The organism is Spiroplasma corruscae (assembly GCF_002237575.1).
In the GTDB taxonomy this organism is placed as follows: Bacteria; Bacillota_I; Bacilli_A; order Mycoplasmatales; family Mycoplasmataceae; genus Spiroplasma_A; species Spiroplasma_A corruscae.
Window position 1 is genome coordinate 807,996 of record NZ_CP022535.1, and the last position, 20,725, is coordinate 828,720.

General features: G+C 24.4%; 17 protein-coding genes. 3 read left to right on the top strand and 14 right to left on the bottom strand.

Annotated features, from left to right (window positions below):
* Positions 1-372: 372 nt before the first annotated feature.
* The gene (locus SCORR_RS03540) at positions 373-1,131 is read left to right on the top strand and encodes an IS3 family transposase (protein ID WP_281251265.1); all 759 of its coding nucleotides are present in this window, start codon (positions 373-375) and stop codon (positions 1,129-1,131) included.
* Between the two features lie 76 nt (positions 1,132-1,207).
* Here the strand turns inward: SCORR_RS03540 and SCORR_RS03545 are convergent, their stop codons facing one another.
* From SCORR_RS03545 to SCORR_RS03595, 11 genes are all read right to left on the bottom strand, one after another.
* The gene (locus tag SCORR_RS03545) at positions 1,208-1,762 is read right to left on the bottom strand and encodes a hypothetical protein (protein WP_094049212.1); all 555 of its coding nucleotides are present in this window, start codon (positions 1,760-1,762) and stop codon (positions 1,208-1,210) included.
* A gap of 159 nt (positions 1,763-1,921) precedes the next feature.
* Positions 1,922-2,824, bottom strand: a complete 903-nt coding sequence (locus tag SCORR_RS03550; protein ID WP_094049214.1) for a hypothetical protein — start codon at positions 2,822-2,824, stop codon at positions 1,922-1,924.
* Positions 2,814-3,512, bottom strand: coding sequence for an ABC transporter ATP-binding protein (locus SCORR_RS03555; RefSeq protein ID WP_245831774.1), 699 nt, complete (start codon positions 3,510-3,512; stop codon positions 2,814-2,816). The genes SCORR_RS03550 and SCORR_RS03555 overlap by 11 nt, the downstream gene beginning before the upstream one ends.
* A gap of 14 nt (positions 3,513-3,526) precedes the next feature.
* Positions 3,527-6,061, bottom strand: a complete 2,535-nt coding sequence (locus SCORR_RS03560; RefSeq protein WP_094049216.1) for an endo-beta-N-acetylglucosaminidase — start codon at positions 6,059-6,061, stop codon at positions 3,527-3,529.
* A 236-nt stretch (positions 6,062-6,297) separates the two neighbouring features.
* A complete protein-coding gene (locus SCORR_RS03565; RefSeq protein WP_245831776.1) occupies positions 6,298-7,287 on the bottom strand; it encodes an NAD(P)-dependent oxidoreductase in 990 nt (329 codons plus the stop codon).
* A 1-nt stretch (position 7,288) separates the two neighbouring features.
* On the bottom strand, positions 7,289-8,428 hold the full coding sequence (locus SCORR_RS03570; protein WP_094049220.1) for an AEC family transporter: 1,140 nt from the start codon (positions 8,426-8,428) through the stop codon (positions 7,289-7,291).
* An 81-nt stretch (positions 8,429-8,509) separates the two neighbouring features.
* Entirely contained in the window at positions 8,510-9,976 is a 1,467-nt protein-coding gene (locus tag SCORR_RS03575; protein WP_094049222.1) for a glycoside hydrolase family 1 protein, read from the bottom strand.
* Complete coding sequence (locus SCORR_RS03580; RefSeq protein WP_094049224.1) at positions 9,976-12,510, bottom strand: PTS glucose transporter subunit IIA; 2,535 nt, start codon at positions 12,508-12,510, stop codon at positions 9,976-9,978. The genes SCORR_RS03575 and SCORR_RS03580 overlap by 1 nt, the downstream gene beginning before the upstream one ends.
* A gap of 81 nt (positions 12,511-12,591) precedes the next feature.
* On the bottom strand, positions 12,592-13,293 hold the full coding sequence (locus tag SCORR_RS03585) for a MerR family transcriptional regulator (RefSeq protein WP_094049226.1): 702 nt from the start codon (positions 13,291-13,293) through the stop codon (positions 12,592-12,594).
* A gap of 27 nt (positions 13,294-13,320) precedes the next feature.
* Entirely contained in the window at positions 13,321-14,865 is a 1,545-nt protein-coding gene (locus tag SCORR_RS03590) for a DUF2130 domain-containing protein (RefSeq protein WP_094049228.1), read from the bottom strand.
* A gap of 147 nt (positions 14,866-15,012) precedes the next feature.
* Positions 15,013-15,330 carry a SemiSWEET family sugar transporter gene (locus tag SCORR_RS03595; protein WP_094049230.1) on the bottom strand — a complete coding sequence of 106 codons (318 nt, stop codon included), beginning with the start codon at positions 15,328-15,330 and terminating at the stop codon, positions 15,013-15,015.
* Between the two features lie 118 nt (positions 15,331-15,448).
* Between SCORR_RS03595 and SCORR_RS03600 the strand changes: the two genes are divergently transcribed.
* The gene (locus SCORR_RS03600) at positions 15,449-16,147 is read left to right on the top strand and encodes a hypothetical protein (RefSeq protein WP_094049232.1); all 699 of its coding nucleotides are present in this window, start codon (positions 15,449-15,451) and stop codon (positions 16,145-16,147) included.
* A 43-nt stretch (positions 16,148-16,190) separates the two neighbouring features.
* Complete coding sequence (locus SCORR_RS03605; protein WP_094049234.1) at positions 16,191-18,509, top strand: Vmc-like lipoprotein signal peptide domain-containing protein; 2,319 nt, start codon at positions 16,191-16,193, stop codon at positions 18,507-18,509.
* A 95-nt stretch (positions 18,510-18,604) separates the two neighbouring features.
* Here SCORR_RS03605 and SCORR_RS03610 read toward each other — a convergent pair whose 3' ends face one another.
* From SCORR_RS03610 to SCORR_RS03620, 3 genes are all read right to left on the bottom strand, one after another.
* Positions 18,605-19,057: a hypothetical protein gene (locus tag SCORR_RS03610; RefSeq protein WP_094049236.1), complete on the bottom strand. Its 453-nt coding sequence runs from the start codon at positions 19,055-19,057 to the stop codon at positions 18,605-18,607.
* A gap of 53 nt (positions 19,058-19,110) precedes the next feature.
* Positions 19,111-20,130 (bottom strand): hypothetical protein, encoded by a 1,020-nt coding sequence (locus SCORR_RS03615; RefSeq protein WP_094049238.1) that lies wholly within the window; start codon positions 20,128-20,130, stop codon positions 19,111-19,113.
* 114 nt (positions 20,131-20,244) lie between these two features.
* Complete coding sequence (locus tag SCORR_RS03620; protein ID WP_094049240.1) at positions 20,245-20,649, bottom strand: hypothetical protein; 405 nt, start codon at positions 20,647-20,649, stop codon at positions 20,245-20,247.
* Positions 20,650-20,725 lie beyond the last annotated feature (76 nt).

The following is a 20,725-nucleotide window of genomic DNA, read 5'->3' on the forward strand; positions in this document are numbered from 1 at the left end:
TAACATAGTTAATGAGGTAAAAGAAGCTGGAATAATTAATACTGCAGTGAAATTTAATTTAAGCACCAGTACTATTAAGAGATGAAAACATTAAATAGGAACTAAAGGCGAAGGTGCTTTATAATGAGATAATGGAGTTCAAGCTAAAAGTAATATTAAGAAATTCAAATCTCACAATTGGTTATTTAAAGATTTTGATGATATGAGTTTAGAAGAATTGAGAGAAGCATTAAAATTAGAGCGCGCTTTAAAAAATCATTTGACGAAGACTGTTAAGGAAAAGTGCTTTGCCATTTTTAATACAAAAAAGTCTTTTTCATTAAAATAGTTTGTAAATACTTAGGAGTATGAAGATATGGTTATTTAAAATGATTAAAAACATGTAAACCTAAATACAAAAACTATGATACAAAAATTGCTAACAAGATTATTTATATATATAATCTTTTTAAAAAAAGTTATGGCTGCAATATGATTACACTCATGTTAAATAAGTATTTTAAAATAAACTTAAAACCTTTGGTTGTATACAGATATATGAAAATATTAGGCATTAAGGCGATTAAAAAGAAAAGAGTACCCGATTATGATAAATCAGGTCCATTAAGATTTGAAAATATTCTAAACAGAAATTTTAAAGCAAAAAACTTAAGTGAAAAATGAGTTACAGATGTTACTTACATTAAAACAAGTTCAGGGATGGTTTATTTATCAGTCATTAAAGACTTATACAATTCAGAAATAGTAGATTGAAAACTTTCTAAAAGACCTGATAATGAACTTTGTCATACAAATTTAAAATCTGCAATCACAAAAAAAGGTAAACCAAAACTTATTCATTCTGATCAAGGTTCGCCATACACAAACGAAACTTGAAAATATTTATGTGATTCTAATAATATAAAGATTTCTATGTCGAGAAGAGGCAAGTCTCCTGATAACGGCGCATGTGAATCGTTTTTTGGAACTTTAAAAAACGAGTGTATTTATACTTATAAAGTAAATGAACTAAACTATTCTAATATATATAATATAATTTCAGATTATATTGAGTTTTATAATTACGTAAGACCTTCATTAAAGTATAAAAAATCTCCATACGAATTTCGTATGGAGAAAGTATCTTTTTAATGTCAATTTTAATTGACAAATTCATATTAATAAGGTTTTTTTAGTGCAATTAAAAATTGTTACTAATCAAATTATATTATTGAACTTCTATTTTTACAGTTAATTTATAATCTGTTGAATTAGTACAAGTAATATTCTCTCCTGAGACTCCAATAGTTTGCTTTATAAACATTACTTCCAAAGTACTAGAATCTTTTGTTCCTCTTACAGTCATAATATAAGATGACATTGTTGAATCGTTTACATTTACTGTAGGTTGCATATCTTTCACCTCTGTGAAAATTTCCTCAACTTTAATTTGATATTCATTTTTTTCAACCAAGTTAATAAAAGATGTATTTTGAGTTCCCTCAAAATTATTATCAACATTACTAACTCCTGCTTTTCCTTTAGTATCTGGATAATCTATTACCAACTTACTATTATTAACTTGTAATGGTTTTTTGTCAGATCCAAGATTAGTAGAATTATCTGTTAATAAAGTTATCACATCAACATCTCCCTTACCTTGATTGTATGTTAATGTTTTTATATCATTTGAATCACCACAAGACACAACATTTGTTGATATCATTGTACTTGTAGAAACCAAACCTAATGAACCTAATAAAACTATCATTTTTTTAAACATTTATAACCTCCCCTAGTATTAACTAGTAAATAAATACTAACATAGCCTAGACAAAAAAATGATGTTCACTTTTAATTTATATAACTTAAAAATCTTTTTAAATAAATAAAATAATATATTATTACTAAGTAATAAAAAACACCATAAGTGGTGTTTTAATTATTTTTTTGTGTTTCAACCAAAACTAAAGTATCCTGACACTAATAATAATGTTGAATATAGAAACGCTGTAACACAAGGTATTCATAAATTGAATCCGAAACTAATTATTCTCCCAGGTCTCTCAGGATTTTCAAAGGCTCAACTAACTTCCTGAGAAGAGGCTGATATTAGTCCGACTCAAACACTATGTTTATGCGGAACAAAATAACTCATGTATGTTAGTGGTTTTGAAAGAGATAGTAAATCAATTGGTAAAAAACAATCTGAAAATACTATACTAAATAATACAAATATCAAAGTTATACTTTGAGATAATGCTATACTGTTTATTAAACCACTTATAATTACACCAATTGATACGGAAATTGAAATACATAAGAATAGTGAATATAACATACCAACTCAATCATTAAATTCTAGTAAACCTAATAGAGAAAAGAACGTTCCATTAGAAGGCTTAAAATAAATTAGTGATATTATACTCATTACAGTAACTGAAATAAGAAATGACGCAATTCCTAGTAAGAAATTAAATATATACAATGAGACAAAGAAATTAATTCTAGAAATTCCTGCACTATGAATTCTTTTTAAGAATACTGAGTTCTTTCATTCAGATACGGTAGTATTAACCAAGAAAATTATTGCAAATGATGGTATAACCATATATTTAAATAGCTCAGGAGGTTTAAAATCACCTTTGTAGGCATTAGTATATCAAGAATAAATCATAAGGAATGCAATTGGAATTAAAATTACATAGACATATGTTCTAAAGTTTTTTAAGATAGATAAAGAAATAATAATAAAGTTATTTCTAAAATTACTTACACTTTTAGTAAAATAATTTTTTATTTGTTCTTTGCTAATTTCTTTATTCTTTTTTAGATTATTTTTCATGTAGTTCACCCTTATAATATTTGATTAACATATTTCTAACTGAACCAAATGTTTTAACAACTTCCTCAAGTTTTTTATCTAAAAATATCTTTCCTTGATCAATTATCATTACTCTATCACATAATGTTTCTACTTCTTCAGGAATATGTGAAATAATAACTAGTGTTTTCTTTTCTTTTTTTAGTTCTTTAAAAAAATCACTTAATCGTAATTGCATTTTTAAATCAAGGCCAGTAATCATTTCATCAAGGAATATATAATCTGGATTATTAATAATTGCTAATAGTGCATTTAATCTTTGTTTTTGACCACCGCTTAGTTGATTTAAATCTTTAGTCATAATTTTATCTAATTCAAATATTTTAATTAAATCATTTGTTCTATCATCAAATTTTTTAGATCAATTTTTTTTAAAATACTTAATTAACAGTTTTGATGTCATACCTTTTGGTCAAACCCCTTCTTGGAATTGGATACCAACATTTTTATAAACATCTTTTTCGCCATTTAATAAAACTTCACCAGATGTAGCTTTTATTTGACCAACAATTATTTCAATAAGTGTTGACTTACCAGCACCATTAGAACCTAAAATCCCTACAGCTTCCCCAGCTTTTACAACAAAACTAATATTATCTAAAACAACATTTTTACCAAACTTCTTGGTAATGTTTTTTATTTCTAACAAGGTTACCCAACTTTCTAAATATTAATGCTTATTCATTTAACTTCATTGTTTAAATTATTTACAATTTTAACATAAAGTTTTGAAGTATCTCAATTTAAATTTTTTATATAATAATCATTTTTATTAGATTCTGATATACGATACATTTTATCATTATCTTCTGCATAAATTTCATAATATGAATATAGATCATTATCTTCAAAAATATTATTAAAGTTTAAACGATATCCTTTAAATCCACTTTCTCTTTTAATGTCAAGTTCTGAAGAAACTGAATCAATATTATAATTATTTGATTTTGTTTTAAAAGATGAATCAACAACTTTCATTTGTCCAACTTTTAAAGTTCCTTTACCACCATTAAATTGCAATCCAATTTTAGAAATTGCACTATCACTGTTAATTGTAGCACTTACTTTATATCAACCATTATCTAATTCAGTTACTTTTGAATTTACACTTTTACCATTTGAATTATCTGAAGTATCATCATAAATTATTTTTAACTTGTCTTTATTTACATTTCCTGTTGGTTTAACAATCATTTCAACGGTTTTATTTTTTTTACTTTGATAATTTGTACCCATTATTCATCAATTATAAGAACCTGTATCTAAATTAAAATCCTGAATTTCACCCTTATTATTAAAACCATTCCCTAAACTAATTGAGTTTCCTTTTAAATATGGATTGTAATAATCATAATAACCAGAAACTTTATCAGATGTTAATTGTTCAGTTGATGAAGTTCCAACTTTATCAATTTTTCATTTATATGTTGGTTGAACATCTCCAATGTTTGAATTTGATCATGGATAATTATCAATAGATTTAACTTTTCCATTTTCATCTAATGAGTTAAACATTTTACCATTTCCTGTTGAAAAATTTGTAAAGAATACGTCATTAAAATCATTTAATACTGTGTTTTCTTGGATAATATTCCCAACACCATAGCTATAATCTTTTACAACACTTTTATCACTTGTATAAGTGATAACACCTTTGTCTTCTTCTGTTATTGATCTATTATGACCGGTATACATCATATCATCATAATAATTAGAAGCAACTAATTTATAAATATCTTTATATTCTTCGCTTACTCCCTCTAATTTATCTGATAATTGACTTGCTATATCTGCTGAAACATGAGATGCAAAAATTGATATATTATTTTTGTGTTTATCTTTTGTTGTATCATCACTATATTCCATTGTATAAACATCTTGCCCATCATTACCAGTACCACTAACTATAGGTTCATCATTGGTTGGAGTGTATGCCAATAACTTAGTATCATATCTACCTAAGTTATCTTCATCATAATAAATTTTGTTATTAACTCATCCACCCGCATTATACATATTAAAAACTTTTAGTGGATCTTTTTTACCTTTAGTTTTTTCCATATATTCTTCTGAATGAGGAGCAAATTGACCAAAGTCAGTTAAATAATAATCAGAGTTTTCATATAGAGCTGCTGATTCATCATTAGTAGGTTCATTAGTTTTATCATTTCAAAGTAAAGTTCCATTATTTTTATATGTATATAATAATAAGTTTCTTATGTAAGGATCATTTGAATTTTTTACAACATTATTTCATTGTTGCATAATTTCAATAACAGTTTTGTAACTTAAAATTGTTCCTTCAGGTAATGAACCGTTAGGTTCATTATTTCAAAATCAGCCATCAAATTGATAATCCTTAGCCATATTTACTAATTTATTAACTAATAAATAATTTCCATTACTATCTTTTTTAAGAAAATCTCTTAATGTTTCTACTTTTAAACCATGATAACCATCTAAAAAAATATTACCTAATATTTTAGTTCCATTTAGATGAGCTTTTTGGACTTCATTAGCAGCTGGTGGAAGTATTATCCCTTCGTCAATTGCTCCACCTCAAGAAACTGTTACATCATTATATTGATAATTATTAATTGATCGTTCAAATGATTTATTGTATCCAACAATTTGATTTCCCATAGAAGTACTTGGGATAATTGTTGACATATTCATTTCTAATAAATCAGGATCTTGAGAACTAACTCATTTTTCAGCTGTTTTTGTTGTTTTTTGTAATGGAATTCTAGATACATTATATTTTGCATCTTTATCAGAATTAATGTCTCAGTCTAAAATACTATTTGTTTCTTTAAAGTAATCTTTTTTTTCAACAAGCTCCATATCTTTTTTATAGTTACCATTTGGTAAAAAATGTGAGTTCAATGGAACTCCTGTAGTAGTTTGTTTTAATACATCTTTCTCAGTTTTAAATCCTGTACTAAAGTTACTATAATCAATATAGCTCCTTGAGTTTTGTTTATCTAAGTTTAATTCTTTTTCTACACTAGTTGGTATACTCTGAGAAGTTGAATTTTGATAACCTTTAAAATAAGGTTCTTCACTTGACCAATCATAATCATTAACATCTGATAGATCAGTCCCTAGTAGTTTTGATGAATTACCACATGACACTATCAAAGATAATGTTGGTGTAGTTAAAACTACTGCGCTTAATATAGTTAAAAGTTTTTTCATTTTATTCCCCTTTGTTTAGATTGATACAAGTCTATTATATTCCTAATAAACTAATATATCAACCTTAATAAACTCATAAGTAACTTTAAACAATAGTTAGTTAAACTAAATCAAATTATAAAACATTTTATAAAATATAAAAGTATTTTATAAATAAAAAATACTTTTATATAAATAATATATAAGTATTTATAATAATTTTTTTATTGTTGTCGATATTAATATTGAATATAATATTAAATTTTATATTTGCAATCATTTGTATCAATATATTCTTTTAAATTTTCAAAAGATATTTCTACCATATTTTTAACCGCTTCATCAGTGTAACTACCAAGGTGAGGCGTAAAAAGTACTCTTGGTTTAAGATTATATAACTTTTGGTATATATCGATCGGAAGATCCCTTTCGTGTAATTTAAAGAAAATCTGCGCTTCATTTTCAAGAGTATCAAGTGCAACCTGTTTTATTTTATTATTTTCTAAATATTCTAAAAGATCTTCATAATTAATTAATTCGCCTCTTGCAGCATTAACAATAATTGTTTGTTTTTTTATTTTTTTAAATAAGTTTTTGTTAATAAACTTATCGTTTTGCCCTTTTATATATGGACAATGAATTGAAATAACATCACATTCTTCAAATATTTTATCTAAAGATTTATAATCTAATAGATCGTTTAAATCATTTCTTGGATATATATCATAACCAAAAACTCTGGCACCCATACCTTTTCACGCTTTAGCACACTCTACTCCAATTCTTCCTGTACCAATAATACCAATAGTTGAATTTCTAACTTCTTTAGAAAACATTTTATCATCAACTCTAAAATCTTTTTGATTCATCTTATCGAACATATATAATATATTCCTAAACAATGCTAAACCAGTTGCAAAAGCTAATTCACTTACTGCATTTGGAGAATAAAAAGGAACATAACCCATTTTAAAACCTAATTTTTTTGCATATTCAACATCGATATGATTAGTTCCAACAGTTCTTGTTAATAAATACTCTATATTATAACTTTTTAGAACATCTAAATTCCTTTGGTCTGTAACACAATTTGCTCTTAATAATATTGCATTATGTTCTTTTGCTAAACTAACATTATCATAATTTAATAAATCTTTAACTAAAGTTAACTCATAATTAAATGACTCATTAACTTTATTAAATATTTCTACTTCAACATTTCTAACTCCATAACATATTATTTTCATATTATCCTCCATTAGTAAACATTGGTAATGCACCAACTGCTGTAATAACAATAATTCATAGTGGTAATGTAACAATTGATAATAAGGTTGATAAAGTAGTTAGATTACTTGCAATATTAGGGGCTTTATCATATGAAATTGAATAAGCGACAACAACATTTGCTGGTGGAGCTGCTGTCATAATAACCATAGCAGTTAAACTTACAATATTAAATTTAAAGCTTCCTGTATAGTGTCCAATACTTGCAACACCAACTATTAATAACATAATAATTACTGGTGCGACTATTACTTTCAAAAATGATGCATATCATAAAGTCTTATCCTTAAACGCTTCTCTTAAATTTCCTTTATTCATTGTCATACCAATAGCTAGTCAAGCAAGCGGAGTACAAATTGCTTGCAATGTAGTTAATATTTTATTTACTGGTGGAAATAATAAATCAATTCTTAATGGTGAAAAATATTTACTTCCGTAATTAACTACATTAATACCCGGTATGAGTTGAGTTATTCAAATTATAAATCCTATTATTGTTGCTATTAATATTGGGTTTACAAAAATATTTTTAAGAGTTTTTTTCCTAATATTTCTAGACTCTATTTTTTCTTCTACTGTTAACTCATTCTTATCTTTTTTAACTGTTTTTGTAAGTGGTTTTTTGCTCATAATAATAAATGCAAGTGAGTATAAAAATACTCTATAAGGTATATTAAATATATTTGCTGTATTTGTACTATTTTCATAAATCGCTTGCACAATTGGTATTCCAAAAAATGTTGTTGACGCTAGTGCAATGCACATTGCTAAAGTATCTTGAACATCTTTTTCATACTTTAAAAAATAAAGCTTTGAAGTAAAAATCATAATTGTATAAAAAGCAAACCCAACCAATAAAACAACAAGTTCTGTTTTAACTTTTTCTAAATCTGCATCTGATAAGAATCCTTTTAATGCCAAAGCCGGTAAACCAACTACCATTACAATTTTTATCATTACTTTTTCTCATTCTTGTTTAAATACTTTTTTGTTAGCAAGTATGTAACCCAATATAATTACTGCAATGGTTGCAATAATGGCAGATCACATACCTCAAGACTTAAGTACATCAATCAATGCACTTGAGATTGTTGTTAACATAAATACCTCATTTCTCTATTATTTTACACAATATTATTAAAAATAACTAATATGTTGATATCTGATTTTTGTTAAAAAAAACTATTCTCATAGTTTTTTTCCATTACTTAATGAAACTTCATTAAATCATTTGCCAGATTCTTTAATTCTTCTATCACCACTACCTTTTCCAAAGTCGTCAATATCAACATATATTAGTCCATATCTTTTTGACATCTCTTTAGATGACATACTTACTAAATCAATAGCAGTTCAAGTTGTATAACCAATGCAATCGACACCATCAACGTGAATTGCTAATAACATATTTTTGAGATGTTCTTTTAAATAACTTATTCTATAGTCATCGTTTAATATATTATTGTCAAGGTCTCATTTCTCATCAACACCAATCCCATTTTCAACAATCATAAGAGGTTTTTTATATTTGAAAAATAAATCATTCATTACAATTCTTAAACCAACAGGATCAATTTGCCATCCCCAAGCAGTCTCTTTTAAATACTTATTTTTTAAACCGTGTTTTACTCCATAATTCATTTTTGATTCCTTATCAAAAGCATTTACAGAAGAAGCATAATATGAAAAAGTTAGATAATCGACAGTATATTTTTTTAAGATTTCTTTGTCCTCATTTGTAATATCTAAGTCTATATTCATATCTCTAAAGTAATTAAGGATATAATTTGGATATTCTCCATTAGCTATTACATCATAGAAGTATCAATTATGTATTTGCGTGAACTTTAAGTTAGCAAGTGAATCTACTGGATTTGATGTACTTGGATAAGTTTGAGAAGCCGCATTCATTGAACCTAGTTTATTATTAGGGTTAATTTCCTTAGCAAGCTTAACTGTCAATGCTTGTGCTATAAATTGGTTATGAACTGCTGTATAAAGTTTTTCTAATCTTTTTGGATCTTTTTCATCCATTAAAAAACCAGCCCCAGTAAAACCAGCATGTGTTGTTAAGTTTATTTCATTAAAACCTATTCAATAATCTGTAAATTCATCAAACTCTCTTAAAACAACTTCTGCATAATGTACGAACTTTTCAATTGATTTTTTATTTAAAAATCCATTAAATTCTTCTAGCAATCAAATTGGATAATCATAATGACATAGCGTTATTACTAATCTAATGTTATTTTTTTTAGCGCAATTAAATATTTTTTTATAATGCTCAATTGCTACATAATTAACAACACCATCACTTTTAGGAATTATTCTACTTCATGCTATTGAAGTTCTAAATGTATTTAAACCAACTGATTTAAAATACTCTAAATCTTCCTCATATCTATTATAGAAATCTATGCCTCATCTAAAAGGAAATATTTTACCACTACTATTTTTAGCTTCTTCATATTGTTGTTTAGTCATCTCTAATCAATTTACATTTGAGTCTTTACGATTAAGTTTTGGGTTATAAGGTTTATAATCCGCAATACACATTGATTTTCCATCTTGCAAATATGCACCTTCATATTGACTAGCCGCTGCTGCTCCACCTAACATAAAGTTATTTGGGAATTTATATTTTTTCATTATTTATCTCCTTTTATCATTAAACTAGTTAAATCTTTTTTTTCTTTTTTATTAAGACCAAATACTTTAATATCTTCATATCCATATGAAATGTCAACTGTGTGAATAGCATTTCAGTATCCACCTTTAAAATTATTTATATATTTAGTTCTATAATCTTTTTCAAGGTTTGTTAAAAAATTATCGACAGATTTTTCTAGACTTTTAGTTTTAGTATTATAAGAATTTATTACATAACTATTTTCATTAACCAAATCAGTTTTTAATAAACTAAGTTTTAGTTTTTCACTATCTAAAGAATAATTATTATAGATATTTACATACTGATCTTTTTTAGTTTTTGCAAACTCATTCGTTTTATTCTCTAATTGTTTAATTTTCTTATATAATTTTTTCTTTGCATTCTCTTCTTTTTGTTCAACTTTTAATATCTTACTCTCAATATTTGTTAGTTTTTGTAAGTATTTTTCATAGTCTAAAAATTCTTTTTTACTATTTAAAAACTCTTTATTTAAAGTTTCTAATTTTTCTTTATTATCTACTTTTACTTGTGGAAAATATTTAATTAAGAAACTTCTTAACTTAGAAGATATTTTTTTTGAATACTTATATTCATTGAGTCTTTCTTTATAAAGAAATATTGTTAATAATATTCCAGCTATTAAACTAACTAATGAACCAATCAAAAATCATAATTGATCAATTCCATTTAGACCCATTGGATATAAAATACCATCTCCAACTAATCTCTGTAACCTTACTCCAAGTGTTCCCATTACAACGCCACCAACAGCCCCTGCTGCACAACCAATAATAAATGGTCTGCCCTTAGGAATGTTAACTCCATATAAAATGGTTTCTGTTATTCCAAATGCTGCACTTGGTAACGTTCCAATAATTATAGTTTTAAGGTTTTTATTTTTTGTCATTATCAATACACCAATTGCAGCCCCTATTTGTCCTCAAACAGCTGCTTGACCTCCTGGTAGAATCAAGCTTGAACCAGTTTGTGCAATTAAAGGCGCTTGTAAAGTAACATATACTGCAACATGTATTCCACAAAATACTAATGGTTGTATTATGAATGCAAATATTCCTACGCCAATACCTAAAGGTCAATTTTCAATAAATCCAATTAACTTTGCCATACCAATTTCAACCAATGATAACATTGGACCTAATAGAAATAAAGTTGGAGTTATTGTTAATATAATAACCAAAGGATATCTAAAAACTACATCAACTGTTGAAGGCATTCAAGTTTTTATTCATTTATCTATATAAACTGAAATGAATCCTACAAATATAAACGGTAGTATTGAACCTTCATAAGATCGTATTATGATAGGATAATCTCCAATATTAAACATATACCAACCAGAAACTTTATAAGTACTATCTTGTATATATGTACCAAATTTATATAACTCTGGATCAGAAACACCCGTTTGATAATAAAATCTTGATACAAGCAATAATCCTAGTAAAGCTCCTAATAAGATATTTCCTCCAAAATATTTAACTGTATTCATACAAAAGAATATACCTACTAACAAAATACCAGTTTTACTCATGATTTTCATAATTGCTGATAACATATTCATATTTGCAGAGTCTTCTACTAGTCCTAAAGAAGCAAACAATGCATATACAGCAGATAATATCCCAGATGCTAGGATTATAGGTACGTTTGGTGCCATTATTCCTGTTATAATACCTAGAAATATTTTTGACAAAGAAGGTCTTAATTTTTCACTATTAATTTCTGGTGTGCCACTTTGTTTTGCTCTTAAATTTAATATTTCATCTTTTACTTTGTAACATTCACCACCAATAATGATTTGTAGTTCAAATCCATTTCAAACAACACCTTTTACTAATTTATTTTTTTCAATTGATTTAATATTAACTAATTCTTTATCTATAATTGATAATCTAAGTCTTGTCATACAATTATAAGCATCTTTATAATTACCTTGACCTCCAATATCTTTTATAAACTGTTCTGCAGCTAATAAATACTTTGATTTAAATTCAGCTATATTACTTTCTTTATCTTTTACAATATCTTTAATTTCATAATTTATTTCAAATAAGCATTCTCCCTTTTTTACATCACCAATAGTAATGTTTTCTATACTATATTCATAATCACCACTAACTGTAATCGGTGTAGCAATACTGATATTCTCATTTTTAATATAATCAATATCAACCTTAACTATTAAACTATTTTTATTTATTTCTTCTTTTTCCTTAGCAACTATGCTAAAGGGTTTACCCTTTAACTTAACAGTATCTAATCCAATATGCATTAATATACTATTTTCAAATTCTTTATCTTTAAAGAAATAAGCATGTTTTGTTTCAAAAATTTGTAATAAGGTTCCTTCTTGCATAACAGAAAAGAAATCACTACTTTTTGGATAAAATACAATTCCATCTCCAAGTAACTTTTCTGAAAATACACCATCCTTAAGGTCTTGCAGTGAAGTAGCGCTACCATCACAAGGTGCAAAAATTTTTATTTTCATATTAGTTCCTCCTTACTTCTTTATTTAAATATTATCCAGATGTAAATACAATATAAAAAAAGTATTATCATAATGATAATACTAATTAGTTTTACATATAAATTCTATTGATTTTAAGAACAATTCTGGGCCATAGTTAAAACCAAGCTTATTTTTAATTTGTTTAATATATCTTGGTTCTATCGTTCACCATTTGATTAAACATATGAAATATATAATACTATAATTTTCTAATGATGATTTTAAAAAATTATTTAATATTTTGAAATTATCATATAAAGAATCAAAAGAATTTTCTTTAATAAATAATGATAATGAAATATATAAGTTTTTTCTTAATTTCTTGATAAAATGTTTAGTTTCTTCATTCTCATATCATTGTTTTCTTAAATCATATAATTCATACATTATACCTTTGAACAAAGTTTCTGAACTAAAATATCCAAAAGTGTCTCTATTTACTTCTACATAATTATTTAATAAATAATTATGTAGATTATTTTCTAAGTTAGTTAATAGTTTTTTTTCTTTATCAACAAATATAATGAACAAAGAATTTAAAGTATTATCATCTAAATTATCTTTAATAATCTTTAGTTCTTCTAATGTAAAACCCATTTGTTTTAAAAATTTAATTTTATATAATTCAGATAATTCTAAGTCATCCATTTCCAATTTATTATTAATTATTTCTTTACTTAATAAGTTTTTCTCAATATAATTTTTTATTTGCCTTAAGGAACTATTAGTTTTATGTCTTATAAACTTACTATCATATTTCATTTTATCATCATAATTCCTTTAACTGTTTTAGAATATCAAATTATCAATATATTCTCTAATGTTATGTAATGCATTATTTTGCATTTTTTCTCTAGCTATCCTAATATCATCAACTCTTTTAATTATACTTGATTCATTTTCTTTTATTCTTTCAAAACTATCTTCAAATATTTTTAATAGTTTTGGTAGTTGTACTTCTTTTCATTGGTTATATTCTTTAATTTTTTCATCATAGTTTGTTATTGATCTTTGATTTTCAAATTTATTTTCGATCTTAATGATTGATCTTATTATTTGTCCAATAAAAATGAAACTATCAGCATCACATAAATAAATATTTTGATTAATATCTGATTTTTTAAAAGGTATTCCAGGATACTTTTTATTAAATGAAGTTGCTACAATGATTCCATATTTAGAACCTTGTTTAGCCATATCTTCTATTAGTTTTTTTTCTCAAGCATTACTTCATTCAGCATTTTTAACTTCATAAACTATTTTTCCAATAACTTTAGTATCTAAAAAGACTTCTTGTAGGTAATCAGCTTTTTTGTCTTGTGAGGTAATTTTAGTTACTCTATCATCCTCGAATACTTTTAATAACTCCCCATATACATCATGTTCAAAATTTTCACCTTTTGTTTTATTTTGAATTACCTTATTAGTTGCATTTGCAACTTCCAAATCTTTAATTTGGTTTAAGTATGTTTTTATTTTATCTTCATATTCAACTATAACTTGTTCATTTTTTACTAATAATTGTTTCTCTTTTTCTGATAATAAATTTTCTAAATTAGCTTTATTATTACTTATTTCTATGTTTTGTTTATTAATAAGTTCATTTAGTTTATCTAACTCTAATTGTTTAGCTTTATTAAACTCATTTTCTTTTTCGGCAATAACCTTATTTAATTCTAACTTATTACTTTCTATTACATTATTTAATTTAGCTATTGATTCTCTTAATGCATCAATTTCTTTTTGTTTTTCTTGATATATTTCATTTTCTTTTTGAGCTATTATTGATTCTAAATTAGCTTTATTATTACTTATTTCTATGTTTTGTTTATTAATAAGATCATTTAATTGTTTAATTTCTATTTGTTTTGAAATATTAAATTGATTTTCTTTTTCAGCCAAAAGTTTTTCTGATTCAATTTTGTTTTTTTCAACAGTGATATTTAAATTTATTATCGCTTCTTTTAATGCATCAATTTCTTTTTGTTTAATTTTGCTTATCTCAGTTTCTTTTTCTGATAATAATCTTGTAAGCTCTGATTCATTTTTATTCAATTGTAATATTTGTTTATTTATAACATCTTTTAATTTATCAAGTTCTTCTTGCTTTAATTTATTAAATTCATTTTCTTTTAATGCTAATTGTTTTTCTAATTTTTCATTAAAACTTTTTTCAAAATCTGATGTTAGTTCTTTTTTTAATATCTTTATATATGAATCTTTATGTTGGTCAAATATAGTCTTTAATTTAGATAATATTTGTTCTTTATTCTTAAAATCTTGTTCAGTTATATGGTGACCACACTCAGGGCACTCAAAAATAAAACCTTCCATTTAATCCTCCTAATCGGGTTAAATAAAATACAAGTAAGTTATTAAAATAGAGTAATTTACTAAATCAATAATCTTTATATAAATTATATAACCTAATTAGATATTAACACTTATTGTATATTAAAAATAAAATAGTTGTAATATATCTTACTTACTTTTTTTTGAGTCTAATTTTTCTTGTTCTTTACCTTTTCTATTCTTTGCCTTTAATATGTTTAAAATAATGTAAATAATTATTATTAAACTGGCAAGCATAGCACACGAGTTTGCTATGTATAGTTGCATACTATTAGTTAATAAACCATATACAAATCATAATAATGCGTTCAAAAATGTTAATAAAAACATAATTAATGATAAAGACTTTGTGTTTCTAGTTTTAATTACTTTTACTACTTGTGGTAACAACATAGTAAAACTAGTTGTAAAACCAAATCAACCTATTATTTCAATTGCTAATTCCATTGATACACCTTTTCGTTACTTTTATTATACATTAAAATTCATTCAAAATTCATTTAAATTACTTTTTTTGGATTAACTGGTACTTTTACATAATATATATTATGTGTATAATAAATATATGAAGAAAAATGATTTATCTTTAAAACAATTAATCACTGCAAAAGAAATCATTATTCCAGGTTTTTTAATTTTTATTGTATTCAACCTTTTAATCTTCTTATTAGATAATATCTATTTAAGTAAATTAACTACGTATTTAGATTTAATAATATTAATATCATCTTTTGTTATAGCAATTAGAAAAATTAATTTTAAAGAAAGAAAAATTAATTTATTAATAATAAATTTATTAATATTTACAATAATTGTTTTTACAATTTCATTAATCATTGGTATAAAAATTAAAAATATAATCAATTTATCTAATCAATTTAAAGTAACTGAATTAAAAAATTATATTAAAAATAATAAATTATATTTTAAATCAATAAAAAATAACTTTATTCTAAATAATTTTGCACTATCAGTTATTTTTTTAATATTTAATTTTTTTGCCCTTTATATAAATTCTTATAAAATAATTGTTACTTGGCTACATAAAATTTATTTAATAAATTTATTTATATTGAATATAATATGAAAAAAACTTATATTATTACTAACATTATTTTTATTTTCAACAGAAAATATATGTAAAAAAACAATAACAGTAATTTATAAAACTTTATTTAAGACATATAAAATATTATTTAAAAATAAAGTTGCATTTAATCTAATTAGATTAAATACTTATAATAAATGAAGTGTCACTCCATAATTTTTTTATTATACAAATAATAAAAAAATAGGAGGAAAAATAAATGAAAAAATTAATTAAAATTTTAGTATCTTTAACATTTTTAAGTACACCAGTAACTACAGTTGTAAGTTGTGGAAATAAAAATAATGGTCAAGATGAACCAATTAAAGATCTAACAGATTTACAAAATCAGATGAAGTCTGGTGCTGAGATGATGTCTAAACTAATAATTGCTAGTAAGCATGAAAATTTAAACTATAACCTTAATGAAATACTATCAATGTATTTAACACCAACCCCTACTGCATTAAAAATGCCAGTTACGTATAAATATAATGACAATGATATAAACTTTTCTACATCTTTAAATAAATACAAATCTTTATTAGCACCATCACTTGAAAAAATTAATAATGATAACTATTCAGGAGTTTTCGCAAGTTATGTAATGGGTATGTATGATGATAATTTTTATACAAACATTGCACAAAAAGGTAATTTTGAAGATTCATTTAACACAACTGGTGGAACAGGTTTTAATAAATCAAGTGATAATGAACTTGGAATATTAGCTGGTTTTAATAAAAATTATAAATTATCATCAGATGAGAATAGAAGAAATCTAGCCTGAGGAATTCAAGATACTGGTGCATTAACAAATTACTTATTAGATAAAGGTTATGATGGAGCATTCCCTGGTGACACAAACGGTACTTCAAGTCCAAAAAGTGCTTCAAGCGATTCTAAGGGTGGAACAAACGGTTCTGGTTATTTATACTATAATTCAATAGTTTCTAATGGTAAAGGCGCTTACAATGCAAATAAAATCAAAAATAATAAAGTTATAAGTAAACTTCCAGAAGACTTAAACTATAAATCAAGAAATACAAAAGATAGTGAAGATAAATATTCTTCAGAAGTAAATGGTATGAAGTTTAATAAAATTGGATCATTATTATCCAATACAGCTGGTGAGCAAAACATAAATGGGTATATTAATAATATTTCAAGTTTAAAAAGTAGTATAACTGAATCTGACTTTGGTTCTGAGTCATTATTAAATTTTATAAACTTTATGACACCAATTTTAACTAAAAAAGCAAATCAAACCGAATTGATTATGCAATATGTTGCTTATGGATTGATCTATAATGCCATGGATGTAATTAATGGCATACAAAAAAATAGCGATATGAAAGACTATTTGATTAGTAAAGGTTTTGATCAAAATATTTTTGATAAATTAATCAATGTAAGAAAACCCTTAAATGATGCTTTAGATTTGCTTAGTCCCGACACTAATAAAATTTCTATTACAAGTATTTATAACAATAATGATGATGATACAAACAAAGATCAATTAGATAATTTACAAAATGTATCTAGTTTTTTAAAACAACTACAAGTTGTTCAAAATAAATTAAACACCGATGAGGAAAAACTAGAATTTACTAATAAAGTTTTCTTAGATAAAAATAATACTTTTTATAATTCATACAAAATTATTATTGATGGATTAAGTTTCTTTAGTTTTTCAATTAATGGTATGGGATTAGACGCTTGAAAAAATGTTATTGGCAAAAATGGAGATGGTGGAGTTAATTTATTAAGTTTAATAAGCAATGTATATAATAAATTAGCAAATAATGATACAAAAGAATTATTATCTACTTTAAAAAATCAATATAAAGATATTGGTCTTGCTGATTTATCAAGAACTCAAAAATTGAAGTTAATTAAGTCTCTTGGTTATGACTCAACAAATAAAAAATATACTGAAGATTCTTATATGTATAATGCTTACAATTTAATAACAAACCAAAGCATTGACGGTGTTAAAGAACTAGATAATTTATTTTCTGTGTTAAAAGATGCTGTTAATGGTGCAATGAAAGAAGTTCATGAAAACGCACTTCAATATATTTATGATGAAAAATATTGAAAAACATCAAATGTAAAAGTCACATCAACAGATCCATCAGAATTAAATGCAAAAATGGAATTCACACTTGAATATAATGGAGTTGGTGATGCTGACTCAAATGCAGATCAACAAACTAAAAAAGTTGATGTACCAGAGAATTTTAATCCTTATCAGACAATATTAAAATATCAAGAAAGTTATTTAAGTAATGATGACTTAAAAAGTAAAGTAGATACTACAAAAACTTCAGGAGAAGTTCTTGGTAAGAAACAATACAACCTAACTGATGATGATTTAATAAAATATGATGGTAAAGGTGAAAATTATAAGACTGTTAACCATAAATATAACTTAGTATGACAAAATATAAGTAACGATGTTAACAATCCACACTGGGTAGTGGTTGATATTAAATCATACAATAATGAAAATAAAGAATTTTATAACTTATACTAAAAAACAAAAACCTTTTATTACTTTAAAGTAATAAAAGGTTTTTTTATATAAAGATTCACACTACCAAAAGTTTTTAAGAAATAAATACAAATTTATTAAAAATCTAGATTTGGTGTTTCACTATCAATTTTAGAATCAGTGACAAATGCTCCATCAGTTATTGGAGTAACACTATCATCAATTTTATCAGCTTCTTTTCCACACAATATTAGGATACCCCCTACTAAACAAGAAGTAAATAAACCTAATACTCCAGCAAGTATTCTTATTTTTAGTCTTCCTGATAATAATATTGAGCATAAAATAATATTTAATACACATAAAACTAATGCGATTGGTAATACTACACTTAGAAATTTTAACGAAAAAACTACAGCATTATATTCATCTTGATCATAATAGTAGGTATTATTATTTTTTAGACTTTCTAATCTCCCATTTAATGCGATTAAGCTAATTAAATTTGATATTGATACAAGTGCCCCAATACTACTTAATACAATAGTTACGATAGCCCCAGATTTACATAATCCATTTAATTTTTTCATATTAATTCAATCCTCTTTTCAATAATATTATATAATTATTTTACAAAAATAATTTAATAAACACAATCTACATATTGAATAGATCTACTTAATAAATAAAAATCTCTTGTTATTTTTATTACCGCTTTATCTTTAAAGTCTTGATAACTTTTTATACTTGAAAAGTCAATCACTCCTAATGGTGAGTCCATAATATATGAACTTGTAGATTCATGAAATACATAAAAATTTTTTTTAATGCCAAATTCTTTAAAATACTTACTTATTTTAATTTTTGTTAATCTATCAATTAATTTTGGTGTTAAAAACATTGGTGCTCTTATATCATTATCTTTAATATTAATATCATACTTATCATTAAATGTAATAGACTCTGTTTGGTAATTAATATCGTGCTTAGTTCCAGGAATTATTTTAATATTATTATATGCTGAGTCAAATTTTTCATTTTTTAAATAAAACTCCCCTATTGTTGTGTAATAAGTAGTGGAACTTTTGCCGTTACTTATAATTGTTAAATATGGATTATTTGTAAAAAATAATGCTCTTTTTCCTTTGAATTTAAAAACAAGATTATTTACGGAATTCATTTTCTTATTAAATCTAGTTTCATAAAAATTTTCTAGGTTTTTATAATATTCAATTATATGATTATTAACCTTAAATTCTATATCAGTAACAGTAGTGGCTAAATATGAATCTTCGAATAGTTCAACATATATTCGTGACAACTTATCTTCTGATAAATAATATTTGGCTACTTTTTCATAATATTTAAAAATGCCCCTTTTTGATGAACAGATATTTATAAATAGTAAAAACATTACTATTGTTGAAACACCCATAGCAAAAGTTATGAAAATAACCATTTTAAATGCTGTTTCACCAAATAAGAAACCTGAAAGGAAACTTAAAATTGATAATACAATTGTTGAAATAAATAATCCTAATGATGTATAACCAAATTTTGCTTTATATTTGGCAAGTTTCTTAAGTTTAATCATACAATTTATGAAGTTTACATCATTCTTATATTCTCTATCAATTAGTTTTTCTAAATTTTCTCTTGTCATATAAACCTCTTATATAAAATATTATATAAACTTTAATTATTTTAACAACACTTTTATAACTATAAAAAAAGAATATTTTAATCCATAAAGATTTTAAAAAATATTCTTTAAATTTTAATTATTACTTAAACTAATATTACTAGTTTCATCTGAATTATCATCAATTTTTTCTGTTTTAAAATTATATTTTCCACATAACATAACTATTCCACCTACAGCATATCCAAAAATGATACCAAAAATAGCAGGGATTAAATGTGATTTTAATTTACCATTCAAAACGAAAGTAGTTAAGATAATTGTTGGTATTAAAAACAATACTGTTAAAACATTATATACAATAGTAAAAATAATAACAATTTTATAAACTCATTCTACTTCTTTTGTCTTGACAGTCGGAATCGATGAGTTTAAATTCATTATATTAAATACTAAAAGGAATAAATTAAAAATAATAGCAAGTGATGAAAATACTATATTTAATATACAACCAATTCTACAATTTTTATCAGGAATCATAAATACCATCTTTCTTCTTAATAAGGGTATTTTAGCATATTATTAGTATAAAAGAATTGAAATTAATTTAATAATC